Genomic DNA, 14,948 nt, shown 5'->3' with positions numbered 1-14,948 from the left:
TAGTGGTACATAAAAACCTTTGCGGAAGATTCTAAACTTTCGCAAAGCTAGGGTTTGTGAAAAAAATGTCTGTCATTCCGAACCGAAGTGTGAGGAATCTTCATCAGATGACCTTGCTCTTCGAATTTAGATTCCTCGTCATCCCGATGGGACTCGCTCGGAATGACTGGGAGGGTGGATGGTGATTGAAACATTTTGCGCACGATTAAAGGTGAAACGTCTTTATATTAATTTCGCAAAACAAAGCCCAAACCACAAAAAACCGTAGAAGAAAATGCAAAAAACCCCCACCGTTAGAACCATAATAGAACCGTTTATCATTAAGTCGGTTGAGCCTATTAAAATGACCACAAGAGAAGAGCGCGATGCAATCTTAAAAAAAGCACATTATAATCTTTTTAAAATACAGTCGCAGGATGTTCTCATTGATTTATTAACCGATAGCGGTACCGGCGCCATGAGTTCGGAACAATGGGCAGCAATTATGCGAGGCGACGAATCCTATGCCGGAAGTCAAAGTTTCCAAAGATTTGAATCTTCTGTTAAAGATATTTTTGGATACAAACATGTCATCCCAACTCACCAAGGACGCGCCGCAGAGAAAATACTTTTTTCGGTCATGTGTAATAAAAAATCTGTTGTCCCCAATAATACACATTTTGACACCACCAGGGCCAATGTAGAATATCTCGGAGCAAAGGCAATAGATATAGTCATTGATGAGGGCTTGGATCCGCAAAGTTTATTTCCATTTAAGGGAAACATGGATGTTGAAAAATTAAAATCGGCGATCCAAACATATGGGGCAAAAAATATTCCGCTTTGCATGTTAACTATTACCAACAATTCCGGAGGCGGTCAGCCTGTATCTATGGAAAATGTGCGGAGTGTAAAAAAAGTTCTCGATCCGTATAATATTCCGCTGTATTTCGATGCAGCTCGATTCGCCGAAAATGCCTATTTCGTCAAAGAGCGGGAAGATGGTTTTCAAGATAAATCCATTAAAGAAATCGTGCAAGAAATGATGGGGTACGGCGATGGGTGCACCATGAGCGCAAAAAAAGATGGATTGGCAAATATCGGCGGATTCTTATGCACCAATGATGACATCCTTGCTCAACAAGAAAAAGATTTGCTCATTTTGTCAGAAGGGTTCCCAACGTACGGCGGACTGGCGGGACGAGATTTGGACGCGATTGCTGTTGGATTGCACGAAGTATTGGATGAAAATTATCTCACCTATCGGATTTCTGAAACGCGCTATTTAGGCGAGCATCTTACAGAAATTGGATTTCCAATTATCCAACCGCCCGGTGGACACGCAATATATATAGACGCAAAGGCGCTTTTGCCACACATTAAACCGCTGCAATATCCGGGACAGTCTTTATCTGTGGAATTGTATCGCGCCGGAGGAATTCGAACGGTGGAGATTGGATCGGTCATGTTTGGAAAAATAAACCCAGAAACCGGAGAAGAAACACCGGCCGATATGGAGTTGGTCCGCTTGGCGTTGCCACGCAGAACCCACACCCAAAGCCATATAGATTATGTGATTGAAATCATGGATGCCGTTTTCAAAGAAAAAGGGGCTTTGGGTGGATATACAATAACCAAACAGCCTGATTTCCTCAGACATTTTTCTGCAGAATTCAGCCCGGTTTAAACCGATGCGCGAAGACTTTTCTTGACTAAAAAAGATTTTAAGGCGTATATTGGTTGCCATAGTATTATGATAAGGCTCAAAGCAAATAATTTAGTTAAATCAATTCGTTATTTAGGTATATTGGGAATTTTAAGCTTTGGGTGGGGCGATATAATTATTACTGAAATTGCAGACCCAAACGATAATTCGTCTGCTAGATATATTGAAATTCATAATTCGGGGGCCTCATCAGTTACGCTTACAAATTATTATATCATAAGATGGACAAACACAAACGCTGGAGCTACAGCAAATATTAACTTAAGTAGTTATTCGCTGGCGGCGGGAGAATTTCTAATTTTTGCTGTAAATAATACAACGCTTAATTCAACCTTTAGCGCTGGGGCGACGACCGTTGTAGATGTTTCAGCCGGCGGACCCGCCGATTCAAATGGAGATGATAATCATGCCATAGTCACAGAGGCGGCGGGACAAACATTTTCTCACACCGATGCAAACACCTATGACATTGTTGATATGTTTGGTGTTGTTGGAGAAGATGGAAGTGGAAAATGGCACGAATTTGAAGATGGTCGCGCAGAGCGGGTGTCGACGGCAACATCGGCTAGTGGCGCAACTGCTAGCTCTTCCGACTGGAACTGTTTCAGCGATAGCGAAACCTGGCTTGCTGGGGTTGATCAAAATGCTGGTAATTCCCTTGTTGCCACTACTACTGCATTTACAGATAACGGTTTTGACCCTGGCTCGTGGGATGGGTATCGAAGTGTTACCATTTCCGGCAATTCCGGTTTCCGCATGATGAGCAGCCCAGTGGCCGGCCAAATTTACAGCGATTTGCTTTCTGAACTTTGGACCCAAGGGATGACAAGCGCAGACGTCACCAGCGGAGATGCCAATGTGTGGACTTACGATGGGTCGAGCTGGTCTGCCTTGAGCGATATAACAGGGTCTGGTGGTGGATCCAGCCTTACAGCGGGACAAGGATTTTTGGTGTATGTGTTTGCTGATACAGACAATGATGGTACAGATGATTTACCCGCAACTTTAAGTGTCAGTGGAACAGAGAACAGCAGTAGTGCCACCGTGCCAAGTTCCGGTTCCATCGCTGATGCTGCGTGGGAACTTGCGGGAAATCCCTATGCACAGACTATTGATTGGGATGATGTAACCCAAGCTGCCGTTACAACATCGTGCTATGTGTGGGACGATGCAACCTCTGCCTATATAACCTGGAACGGTTCGGCGGGTTCCTTAACAGACGGACTAATTGCGCCCTATCAAGGATTTTGGGTAAAAGGCTCGGGCGGTTCGGGGTCTTTAACGATTGCCACGGCGGACAAATCTAATTCTTCAGGCTCTTTTTATAGAACCGCTCAAACCTACAGCGCAACTTTCACGGCAACATCAGCGACAAAAACTCAAACGTTTTATCTTTCTTTCAATGAGGGGGGCGATGTAGGAATGGATAACTATGATGCCCATAAACTCATGCCTTTAGATATGACCCCAAGATTGGTGGGAACGACCTTTGCCGACGATGGCAGTGCGCTTGCCGTTAACAACCTTCCACTAGATCTAACGGGTACAACAGTAATTGATATGGATATACTGTCGCTTAATGTATTGGGCGACATATTTGAGACAGAAGTAGAAGAAGTAACCCTAACGTGGGATTTAAGCAATGTTCCAACCGGTCTCAGTTTTACCGTAACCAACACAGAAACCCAAGAGACGGTTCATTTGGCAGATAGTGATGAATATAGTTTTCTTACCCAAGAAAAAGGTTCTGTTGTTTACGGATCTTCCGGCGTCAATAGCTATCCCATGGTTGGGTCCCCGGTTTTGTCTCTTTCTATAAACACCTTAACCCAGAGTGTGGATACAGGCGTGGTTCCAACAGCGTTTGAACTTCACCCGGTTTATCCGAATCCATTTAATCCGAGCGCCGCCATACGATTTGATGTTCCCGCAGTAGAGGATGCAATAATGCATTCCCTACAAATGCGGGTTTTCAACATCAATGGTCAATTGGTGGAAACGCTTATCAACGAACAGATGCAACCGGGGACACATAAAATAAAATGGAATCCAGTAAACATATCTTCCGGGATTTACATGGTTCAAATGAAAGCAGGAGAAAAAACATTTAATCAAAAAATAACATTTATCAAATGATGGAGTATTGGATTGCTGATGCTTACTTCTTTGCGAAAGTTAAAAACTTCCGCAAAGATTATTGTATGTTTCAAGCATCCATTTATCCGTTTCCTAAAAGCAACTTCGCGGAAGATAAAAAAACTTCCGCAAAGCTTAATTATTCCAATAGTAAATAAGGAAAAAACCATGCAGACACAGATTACAAAAATCATAGCAGTTGTATTACCACTCATTAGTCTTATCACTGCTCAACCGAGTTTTCCGTCTGATCCGAATCAAGCGCCCATTGGCGGGCTTGGGTTTTTGGCGGCTGCTGGAGGTGCGTGGGCGGTGAAGAAGTTGCGTGATAAACATAAAAAGTAATTTTTTCAACCTTTCCCCGCTAACTCGATTCTTGCTTAAGGCGGGTGGCGTGTATGCCGGTTGGCAGTTATTATATACATTTGTTCTTCTTCCCGATGGACGATTGGACACATTTTTAAGCTATTCCGGCGTTTCTTTGGCTGCGGGTCTTTTATCGGTTTTAGGGTGGGCGGTAGAATCAATGGGGCGGTTTGTTGGACTACCGGGATCTAGTGGTGTTGAAATTCAAAACGGTTGCAATGGATTAGAATTAATTGGGCTGTACTGTGGTTTTATTATCGCCTACCCCGGACCTAAGCAAAAAATGTTAATGTTTGTTTGCGGTGGAATAGGTCTGTTATTTATTGCAAATGTTCTTCGTATCGCCGGATTTGCTCTTTGGTCTTATTACTTGCCAAATACATGGGAAGTCGCCCATATTTACAGTTCTTATGTTGTTTTCTATCCCGTAGTTTTACCCTTATGGTATTTATGGACAATCGTCAGCGAACAGCCCAGTTTGCTTTCTGGCGTCGGACCATCCTCGGTCTGAGCCTATTTTCAATTTTATATATGGGCGTAATTCGTCCTACACAGGTTGATTTAGTTCAAAATGTCCTCGCCCCCGCGGTTGTAAAATATTCCCTTAAATATAACAATATAAACGTTAGTGTTGCCCAAGATGAGCTTTTCCTGGTGCCGTTGGATTTTCCGAAGATTCGTTTTGACCTTCCATTTGGAGGGTTTTTTCTTCTTCCGCTTACCTTGTTTATCATTAGCCGTAAACACCAATTCATTTTGACGATGTGCGTTTATCACGGGATCTTGTTGATTCTGTTTCCAATTGTAGGCGTATTAATTTTTAAGGGATCGTATGTACTGGCAACGCTTACCATTGTTCACGAAAAATTTTATAAAGCGATATTTATTATTATTGGGTTGCTTGCTTTACGCGAATATTCTAATTCTATACTAGATCGGCACAAATAATCAATTTACACCGAAGCTAAATTCTTTTTTTAGTTCCCCTACCAAAGACCTCATTCTGTCTTCTTCAGATACCATTTTTTCTACCTTATTACATGCGTGAATTACGGTTGAATGATCTCTCCCTCCAAAGTGAAGACCAATAGAAACGAGAGATGTGTTTAAAATTTCTCGGCATAAATAAATGGCAACCTGCCTCGCTTCTGCGATCGGTTTCCGGCGGCTCGGGCCAACCAATTCAGAGGTTGAGAGTTTCGTAATATCTGCAACCCTGTTTGTAATATCTTCTACGGTTATTTCATTAAGAGGTTTGTTTCCCAGCCTCTCTTTCACGACTTTTTTAATTAACCCAAAGTCAATTTCTTGATTGGTGAGAGATGCGTGTGCAAGCAATCGTATAATTGTACTTTCAAGTTCGCGTATATTATTCTTTAAATGTCTGGCCATAAATTCAATTGCATCAAAAGGAATTTCAACACCATTTTGTTCAGCTTTGTCCATTAAAATCGCCACGCGTGTTTCATAGTTGGGCTGCTGTACATCAACAGATAGGCCAGATTTAAATCGCGATAAAAGTCTGTCTGTTAATCCTTTCATATCTCCCGGGTAGCGATCCGCTGTTAATACAATTTGTTTCCCAGATTGAAACAATTCATTAAAAGTATGAAAAAACTGCTCTTGGGTTTGCTCCTTTCCTTGAAAAAATTGGATATCATCAATAAGCAATACATCGGCGCTTCTGTATGATTTAGAAAATTCTACCGTTTTGTTTTTTTGAATGGACGAAATAAAATCAAGAGTAAACTTTTCGCTTGATGCGCACACAACTTTTAAGTCGTTTCTTTCATCTAGGATGTGGTTTCCAATCGCATGAAGAAGGTGGGTTTTTCCTAGGCCTACCCCTCCATATATCACCAGCGGATTAAATCTTTGGTCGCCGGGTTCCTCAGAAACGCTTTTTGCTGCCGCTCTGGCAAATTGATTGTTTGGACCTTCGATGTAAGAATTAAAAGTATATCTGGTGTTTAATTTTGTTGACGACCGGCCTTGTCGTTTGTTTTCGTGTTGAAACTCTTCTTGCGGGGAGTGTGCCGCAGGCTGTTCGCTGGTGGTAGAAACGGTATATTTTGGAATAAGAGTCCCTCCTGTTTTCTTTTTTAAAACATTCTCAATCCTTTTCCCATAGTGAGATTCTATCCATTCAAAAAAGAATTGGTTGGGTACTTCCAAAATAAGTTGGTTAGAGTTTATCCCGATTACGCTAATCGGGTCTAACCACGTATTATATGCATGATTGGTTATATCTTTTCGAAGATCATTTTTGGTTCCGGCCCAAACTTCTGCCGGATCGTTTAATAGGTTTTCCACAGCTTTTCCACACTCCTCGTTTTCCTAATTTAAGAACCTTTTTCTTATGGTATCAATCTTAATAAGTAGTTTTTAAAGATTTATTTTTAATTTTTAATAATTCCCATTTCTATTGGTCTTAACCAACATGATATTTATTTTCCCGTTCAATTTTTTGGAGAAACAATGAAAAGACCTTATCAGCCTAGTAAGCGTAAGAGAAAAAACAAACACGGCTTTCGAGAACGAATGTCTACTGTTGGCGGCAGAGCGGTTATCGCCAAGAGAAGAAAAAAGGGACGGAAGAAGCTGAGCGCTTGAAACCAATTCAATCATCAAACGTTCAGGGCTTCCTCTTGGGAGGAATAGCATATTTGTTAGGAGTATTAATTCTTGGATATAAGAAGGGGCTCTCTCCTCTTCTTGGTAGCCATTGCCGTTTTGCGCCCTCGTGTTCCGATTTCGCGCTTACAGCATTAAAAACAAAGCCCCTGCCCACCGCTTCTTTTTTGATATTACAACGAATAGCTCGCTGTCACCCTTTTCATAGTGGCGGTTACGACCCCGTCCCCTAATCAATGGAAAGAAATACATTATTGGCGGTCGTGTTGATCGCGGTCGTTTTCATCCTAACACCATATTATTTTAATTGGTTAGATCCGGTTGAAAATCGCATTGACGCTGAGGGTGTGGAGTCAATAAGCCAGCCAGAGAAGGTCGTCAAAGAAATAGAAGAAAACCTAGATGATTATAGAACGCCAATTCAAAATACCGGCGTTGAGTCTTTCTCCGTTACAACACCGTTATATACCGCAGAAATAAGCTCAAAAAACGGTGGTTCAATCCAATCTTTTCGACTGCGTAACTATAAATTTCAAGACAGCCTTTTTGTCAACCTTATAACCCAATTTAACAAAGACAATCTCTTAATTAATTTTCGAACAATTGACGGAGACGCGGTTTCGTTAGATAATAATTGGAGCGGGGTTTCGAGCAACGGCCAAATGGACCTTTTATCCAGAAGTGGGGCCTTACAGTTTGTGACTTCTGTTGAAAACAAAACTATTACAAAAACCCTTACTTTTAATCCCGAAAGTTATATAATCAATATCGATATTTCATTTGCCCGGGCAACTGAGTTGTTGTCTCAGGGTGAGTATGGCCTATCTTGGGATGGGGGTCTTCCAACTACTGAGAAAAACCAAAAAGACGATCGCTCATATTTCGAGGGAAACGCTCTTTTGGGTACCGACGTTCATTCAACTAAGTTGTCGGCTAACAAACTAACTGAAGACAAATTACGGGGCACAACGCGCTGGGTCTCCATTAGATCAAAATATTTCACATCTTCAATTATTCCCAACCAACCTTCGATTGGCGCAATAGTAAAAGGAACGATTGAAGAAGACCACCCTCTTTATTCCATTTCTTTAATTAACAATGCAAGCCTCAACACCTCTTTTAAGCTCTATCTTGGTCCACTGCAAAAAGACCTTATAGAAAACCTTGGAGTTGGTCTTGAAAAAACAATGAACTTTGGTGTTTGGATTTTTAGATATATAGCAAAGGCGGTTCTTTGGAGTCTCAAAAAAACGCATTCTCTCATACCTAATTATGGAGTCGTTTTAATTATTTTTGCTTTCTTAATTAAAATGTTGATTTATCCCCTAACAAAAAAGAGTTACCAGTCTTCAAGGGAAATGCAAGCAATTCAGCCCCTTATTGCTAAAATAAAAGAAAAATATAAGCACGACCCCAAACGTCTGAATCAAGAACAAATGAAATTGTTTAAAGAACATGGTGTTAATCCCCTTGGGGGCTGTCTTCCCCTTTTATTACAAATGCCGCTTCTTATGTCCTTGTTTATCGTGTTTCGTTCGACCATTGAACTTCGTGGACAGCCTTTTGTTTTATGGATTACCGATCTTTCTTCTCCAGACACTATCGCTATCGTGGGAGGTTTTCCTTTGAATATCCTTCCTATATTTATGGCAATCACAATGTTCATCCAACAAAAAATGATGCAGCCAACGAGCGGAGACAGTCAAAATAAATTAATGATGTATGGGATGAATGTTTTCTTTTTGTTCATATTTTATAGCTTTCCTTCTGGGTTAAATCTTTATTATGCACTTTTTAACCTATTTACTATTTTACAGCAAAAATTTTTAACACCCGCCAAAAAGTGATAATTCGGCCATGTATGCCGAAACCACCATTGTAGCCCCCGCCACTCCATACGGTTATGGCGGAATTTCCGTAATTAGGCTGTCCGGGTCCAAGTGTATAGATATCGTAACAAATTACATATCTCAAAGCGCAGCAACTCTTTTTAAATCCCCGCGCACCGCTATCACTACAGGGTTTAACAATTCTTATGGTGAAGAGATCGATCGGATAATCGTAACATACTTTAAACAGCCATCCTCGTATACTGGCGAAGATGTTATAGAAATATCTTGTCATGGAAATCCGGCCATTGTTCAACAAATTATAAATACGTGCTGTAAGGGTGGCGCCAAAATGGCAGAGCCGGGCGAGTTTACAAAGCGCGCGTTTTTAAATGGAAAAATTGATTTAGTGCAGGCCGAGGCTGTTGCAAAGCTAATCCACTCTAAGTCCCTAGACGGGGCCAACTTCAATAATAAAATTCTCTCCGGACACCTATCAAAGCAATTTTATGCCCTTAAAAAAAACCTCTTGGGAATATTGGCTTCAATTGAATATTCGCTAGACATCAGCGAAGAAGAGGTACCCCCGAACCACCATCAAGATATTCTAAAAGCTATGACAAAAACCAGATCTACCATCGCCCCGATTTTAGATGGACACAAACAAGCCCAGCTTTTAACATCTGGCGCTACGGTGGTAATCGCTGGACAGCCAAACGTTGGCAAGTCCACCCTTTTAAACAAATTATCAAATTCAGATAGGGCTATTGTAAGCGAACAGCCCGGAACCACGCGGGACTCTCTAAGCGTATCGCTTTTGTTGAGCGGGGTAGTGGTAACCCTTATAGACACCGCTGGATTAAGAGTTGCTAAAAACACAATAGAAGAAGAAGGCGTTTCTCGGGCCAAAAAACACATTAAAAACGCGGATCTGGTTATATTTCTTTCATCTGTCGATATCGACGAAACGCCAACCCACCCCACGTCTGACCCACGCCTTTCTGTTTTAAACAAAATAGATATACCAAACAACAAGATAAATGCTAAAAATTTTGATTGCTCAATTTCAGCAAAAGAAGGCAGTGGAATTAAAAAACTACTTAATCTAATTAAAGATAGGTTGTCTATTTATCCATCCATTACAGACTCCGCGGCCCTTACAACATCAAGACAATATAATGGTTTATTAGAAACAGACTTGGCCCTTGCTTTGGGTATAAAAAATTTAAGAGGTGGCAACCCCGCCCTAGAATTGGCCGCAGTAGATGTAAGAAGATCTATTGGCGCCCTAGACGTTATCCTTGGAAAAACAACAACAGAAGAAATTCTGGATAATATTTTTAAATCATTTTGTGTTGGTAAATAGGTTTCACGTGAAACGCTCTTATGATATTATTGTTGTTGGAGGCGGGCACGCCGGCATAGAGGCTTCTTTAATATCGGCAAAGAGGGGGTTGTCTGTTGTCTTAATAACGCTGGACACAGCTGCGGTGGGAAGAATGTCTTGCAATCCGGCAATTGGCGGTATCGCGAAGGGGCAAATGGTAAGAGAGGTTGATGCGCTTGGGGGTTTTATGGGTTTGGCTGCAGACGGAGCGGGGATTCAATTTAAAATGTTGAACAAGTCGAAAGGGCGGGCGGTTTGGTCTCCGCGGGCGCAGGTAGACAAGCGGGTATACGAAAACCTTGTTCGGTCTAGATTGGGTGCAAGTGAAAAAATTAAAATTGTTGAGGGCGAGGCGGTGTCTTTGGTTGTTGATTCCTATACCATTGGCGGCGTTGTTTTAAGGGACGGAAACATTATAAGGTCTCGCGCTGTTGTGTTGACCTGTGGGACGTTTTTAAACGGGTTGGTCCATATTGGGTCTAAAAAAATACGTGCGGGGAGGATGGGCGAGCGGGGTTCTGGGGGAATTACTGAGTTTTTGCAATCTCTTGGCTTTTCAACTGGAAGATTAAAAACCGGCACCCCCCCTCGAATTATTGCTTCTTCTGTTGATTGGGGAAAAACAGTGAAAACCTATGGCGATAAAACACCAACCCCGTTCTCTTATAGAACAAAAATATTTGACCCACCAAATGAAAAGTGTAATATAGTTAAAACCAACCTGGGTTGTCATAATATAATAGAAAAAAACAAAAACCGTTCAGCTATGTTCTCGGGAGATGTTTTGGGCGTGGGGGCGAGATATTGTCCATCGATTGAGGATAAAGTGTTTAGGTTTTCTCACCATCCCTCTCATTCTTTGTTTTTAGAACCAGAGTGGGCGGGCTCAAATCAAATATATCTAAACGGATTTTCTACCAGCCTCCCGGAAAGCGTTCAGCTTGCTGCTTTAAAGAAAATTCCCGCATTGAAAGATGTTTCCTTGTTCCGCCCGGGCTATGCAATCGAATATGATTATATTCGACCATCACAATTAAGGTCATCTCTTGAGTCCAAGGCCGTTTCGGGACTTTTTTTAGCGGGTCAAATAAATGGCACATCGGGATATGAGGAGGCCGCCGCCCAGGGTCTCATAGCCGGAATTAATGCCGTATGCTATATTTTGGCTACCAAGCCTCTTCTATTAAAAAGGAATGAGGCCTACATAGGGGTTCTAATTGATGATTTAATAACAAAAGACACTCCCGAGCCATATCGAATGTTTACATCAAGGGCAGAGTATCGTCTTTTGCTTAGATATTCTAATTCTCTCGAGAGGTTGTTTCCTTTTTCTGAAAAGTATTCACTATTAGGCGAAAAATCTATAAGAGAGCTTTCTGATTACTTGTCTGCTGGCGAGAAAATCATGTCCAACTTAAACAAAGTCGTTAATGTGTCCGATTTAAACAATCACGGTTTTCTCGGACCAACCCTTCCGCCTTCGTCTAAAATGAGGGCGTCTACTTTGTTAAAAAGGCCTGAAATCAAAATCAATGACTTATCTAAGCAGTTCTTTGATTTTAAAAATGACACTATCCCCGAACATATTTTTAACGAACTGTTATTAGACGCTGAGTCTAAAATTAAATATTCAGGATATATTGCTAGACATCGTAGGTCTATTGAATTAACGCGGCGCATTTTAGGGGTTAATATACCTAACGGTATTAATTATTCAACAATGTCTGGGCTCTCTTCTGAGGGAAGAGAAAAACTAATTGACATAAGCCCGGAAAACATTGGACAGGCTCAAAATATTTCTGGGGTTACTTCGTCCGATATATCAATTTTATCAATTTGGATTAAAAAACATAAAATTGGGTATAGGCAAAATTAAAGAGTTCGATATTGTTTTTTCTTATTTAGAGAAGCTAGAATGCTTTTCTAACCTTCGACAAATTGTTAGCTCTGGATATAGTTTTGAGTGTGTCGGAGGCAATAAAACCCTTGCTCTCTTTCAAAGTTTGTTTATACAAAAACATATTGGGAACAAGTGCGCGTTTGTTTTTGACAATTACGCTAAATATGAGGATTTTTTATTTTGTTTTTCAAAACTGTTTCCCAACGGTCCTCTTGCAAAGTTTTTTTCGTTAGGCGAATGCGATATACCCGGCTTCACGTCAAACCAGGCTGGGACGAACATTATAAGTTTAGACGATTTAATAATGCATCGAGTTGGAAACTTTTTTACAACCTCTAATGATCTAAAATATTTAAACAAGATAGAGCCCGGGCGCGATAATAGTTATACAATTAATGTTGGCTCAAACCTGAGCTTAAAAGGATTTGAGGCTTTCTTGCGGCTCTCCGAATATTCTCGTACTTATCAAATATATAATTCTAAAGAATACTCTATTCGTGGTTGCATAGTAGACTTTTACCCCGAAACCCTGCGAGAGCCGATTAGAATTGAGCTTGATGGTGAAAAAGTTATTTCAATTCGAACTTTTTCAACTGTTGATCAGCTGTCGATAAATACATTTAAATCGTTCACCACGCACTCTTCAAAAAACGCACCCTCTACAGAACTTAATGAAAATTCATTTCTTAAAAATTTTGACTATGCTTCTATTTATATTGGGGGTGATAATTTTAATTTCTCTTTTAAATCTAAAGACAGCAATGTTCTAAAAAATATTGATTTTCAAACCGATGTAAACGCCCCAAGGGTCGACAGTTTCAAAAAAACTAAATTTATATTACCCCTACCTAGCTCATTTCCAGATGTTCACATGCCTTCTTATGGTCTTGATATAATTACATCGCAACAAGCTATTAAAGCAAAAACCAATCTAACTGAGCCTCAAAAAATATATAGAAAAAAACTTTTTTTAGAAAACATTGTTCTTAACGACCCCGTTGTTCATCGACACTATGGTGTGGGCAGGTATTGCGGATTAATAACTATTGAATCAAATGCTGGGGGATCTTCAGAAAACGTGTGTCTTGAATACGCTGATGGTGGAAAAATATATGTACCAATTGATAAACTTGCGCTTCTTTATCCTGCGCCAAACATTTTAAACCCCTCTTTTGCCAAATTAAACAAGCGGGCTTGGGTAACAAAATTATCGAAAGCAAAAAAAGACGCCAGTTCTCTCGCAAAAACAATTGTTGATCTTTATTCTGTTCGTCAAGAAAAGAAAAACAGGGTATATACCATTAACGCTGAATATGAAAAAGAGCTGGACAAATCATTCCACCACTCATTAACGAGTGATCAAAAAAACGTAATTTCTGATATTAAGGAAGACTTGTTATCCCCCTATCCTATGAACAGGCTATTGGTCGGAGACGTTGGATTTGGTAAAACAGAAATAATCCTAAGAACCGCTTTACATATAATTACCAGCGGATATCAGGTGGTTGTGCTCGCGCCAACCACCCTTCTTTCAGATCAACATTATTTTACTTTCAAATCTAGGCTTGGCTGCCTCGGGATACGAGTAAGCCTTGTATCTAGATTTATATACAAGGGCCGTCGTGATGATATAATGAATAGGTTTGCATCAAATAAAATAGATGTTTTAATTGGAACACATTCAATTCTTAGGGCCGGGGTTTTCTTTAAAAAGATGGGGTTAATTGTTATAGATGAAGAACATCGGTTTGGAGTAAAACAAAAAAACAAACTTCTTACGGGCTACCCAAAAGTAGATTACCTAACTATTAGCGCAACGCCATTACCTAGAACATTGCAAAAATCGTTGAGCGGGTATCTTTCTGCATCCACGTTGTCTACGGCGCCACCCGGGCGACTGCCCATTGCAACATTTATTAAACATTTTGACTACCGTTGGGTAGCCCGGGCGCTACAAAGAGAGGTGGACTTGGGTGGGAGCTCTCTTGTTGTTCAAAATAATATTGACGAGCTTTCTGAATTAAAAAATCAAATAGAAATTCGCTGTGAGGGGTCTGTGGTGGATGTTATTCATGGAAAACTCTCTACAAAAAAATTAGAAAACGCTTTTCTTCGGTTTTATACTGGAAAAACAAATATACTTTGTGGAACCACCATATTAGAATCTGGATTAGACATCCCAAACGTCAACACTATCATTGTTTGTGATGCACAAAAATATGGATTGGCACAACTTCACCAACTGCGGGGTCGCGTCGGAAGATCAAATAAAAACTCTCAATGTTTTTTATCTATTCCGAAAAACAAGCCTCTTTCTCAAAAATCACATGAACGGTTAAAAACTATCGTTGAAAATTGGGAACTTGGTTCGGGTTTCGCCATATCTCAAAAAGATTTAGAAATGCGCGGACCTGGAGAAATTTTTGGTACTAAACAAAGTGGTAACATTCAAAACATTGGTTATTCGTTGTTTGTTGATTTGCTTTCTGGGGCCCTTGGAGACAGCAACAAAAAACCAAGCACTAGTGTGTTTGCTGATATATCTCAGGGCATTCCCGCGTCCTATATAGAAGCAGATTCTGTTCGGTTGGGGTATTATGCGCGCATTGTATCTGCCAATTCTGTAGATAAATTAAAAGCAATACAAGCCGAGCTTATAGATAGGTTTGGTGCGCTCTTCCCCGAGATAAAAAACCTGCTAATTATAAACGCGGTTAAGTTGGATTACTCAAGCGCGGGGGTGTCTAAAATAAATATTTTTCGTGATAGTTTCGAGATTGTTGCCGGGATTAAAATCCTTAGGCGCGTATTAAATTATATTATGAAAAACGATCCGCTGGCGAGCGTAAAACAAAACAACAAAGGGTTGATTGTATTTAAGGAAAACAATCCTTCAATTATAAAAAACATACATTTAGTTCGAAAAATTGGGGAACATTTATCAAACACAAATCATTTAGTTTAACAATTTTTAAATCGTTTAAATTGGGT

General features: G+C 40.4%; 12 protein-coding genes. 11 read left to right on the top strand and 1 reads right to left on the bottom strand.

Annotation, left to right across the window (positions count from 1 at the left end; translation table 11 throughout):
• Positions 1-274: 274 nt before the first annotated feature.
• From HOD97_00115 to HOD97_00095, 5 genes are all read left to right on the top strand, one after another.
• Positions 275-1,666 carry a tryptophanase gene (locus HOD97_00115; GenBank protein MBT4280018.1) on the top strand — a complete coding sequence of 464 codons (1,392 nt, stop codon included), beginning with the start codon at positions 275-277 and terminating at the stop codon, positions 1,664-1,666.
• Positions 1,667-1,687: 21 nt separating this feature from the next.
• A complete protein-coding gene (locus tag HOD97_00110) occupies positions 1,688-3,841 on the top strand; it encodes a T9SS type A sorting domain-containing protein (GenBank protein MBT4280017.1) in 2,154 nt (717 codons plus the stop codon).
• Positions 3,842-4,009: 168 nt separating this feature from the next.
• On the top strand, positions 4,010-4,186 hold the full coding sequence (locus tag HOD97_00105) for a hypothetical protein (GenBank protein MBT4280016.1): 177 nt from the start codon (positions 4,010-4,012) through the stop codon (positions 4,184-4,186).
• A complete protein-coding gene (locus tag HOD97_00100) occupies positions 4,167-4,718 on the top strand; it encodes an archaeosortase/exosortase family protein (protein ID MBT4280015.1) in 552 nt (183 codons plus the stop codon). The genes HOD97_00105 and HOD97_00100 overlap by 20 nt, the downstream gene beginning before the upstream one ends.
• Positions 4,658-5,155 carry a hypothetical protein gene (locus HOD97_00095; protein MBT4280014.1) on the top strand — a complete coding sequence of 166 codons (498 nt, stop codon included), beginning with the start codon at positions 4,658-4,660 and terminating at the stop codon, positions 5,153-5,155. Before HOD97_00100 ends, HOD97_00095 begins: the two co-directional genes overlap by 61 nt.
• Here the strand turns inward: HOD97_00095 and dnaA are convergent, their stop codons facing one another.
• Positions 5,156-6,520 carry a chromosomal replication initiator protein DnaA gene (gene dnaA, locus HOD97_00090; protein MBT4280013.1) on the bottom strand — a complete coding sequence of 455 codons (1,365 nt, stop codon included), beginning with the start codon at positions 6,518-6,520 and terminating at the stop codon, positions 5,156-5,158.
• 165 nt (positions 6,521-6,685) lie between these two features.
• Between dnaA and rpmH the strand changes: the two genes are divergently transcribed.
• The 6 genes from rpmH (at position 6,686) to HOD97_00060 (ending at position 14,922) form a co-directional block, all read left to right on the top strand.
• Positions 6,686-6,820, top strand: coding sequence for a 50S ribosomal protein L34 (rpmH, locus tag HOD97_00085; protein ID MBT4280012.1), 135 nt, complete (start codon positions 6,686-6,688; stop codon positions 6,818-6,820).
• A 44-nt stretch (positions 6,821-6,864) separates the two neighbouring features.
• Positions 6,865-7,074, top strand: a complete 210-nt coding sequence (gene yidD, locus HOD97_00080) for a membrane protein insertion efficiency factor YidD (protein MBT4280011.1) — start codon at positions 6,865-6,867, stop codon at positions 7,072-7,074.
• 3 nt (positions 7,075-7,077) lie between these two features.
• A complete protein-coding gene (yidC, locus tag HOD97_00075; GenBank protein ID MBT4280010.1) occupies positions 7,078-8,688 on the top strand; it encodes a membrane protein insertase YidC in 1,611 nt (536 codons plus the stop codon).
• A gap of 10 nt (positions 8,689-8,698) precedes the next feature.
• The gene (gene mnmE, locus HOD97_00070) at positions 8,699-10,036 is read left to right on the top strand and encodes a tRNA uridine-5-carboxymethylaminomethyl(34) synthesis GTPase MnmE (protein ID MBT4280009.1); all 1,338 of its coding nucleotides are present in this window, start codon (positions 8,699-8,701) and stop codon (positions 10,034-10,036) included.
• A 7-nt stretch (positions 10,037-10,043) separates the two neighbouring features.
• On the top strand, positions 10,044-11,933 hold the full coding sequence (mnmG, locus tag HOD97_00065) for a tRNA uridine-5-carboxymethylaminomethyl(34) synthesis enzyme MnmG (protein MBT4280008.1): 1,890 nt from the start codon (positions 10,044-10,046) through the stop codon (positions 11,931-11,933).
• A 328-nt stretch (positions 11,934-12,261) separates the two neighbouring features.
• Entirely contained in the window at positions 12,262-14,922 is a 2,661-nt protein-coding gene (locus HOD97_00060) for a DEAD/DEAH box helicase (protein MBT4280007.1), read from the top strand.
• Positions 14,923-14,948 lie beyond the last annotated feature (26 nt).

This window comes from Candidatus Neomarinimicrobiota bacterium, assembly GCA_018651745.1.
Lineage (GTDB): Bacteria > Fidelibacterota > Marinisomatia > Marinisomatales > TCS55 > JAAZYX01.
This window is presented reverse-complemented; position numbering and strand designations above follow the sequence as displayed.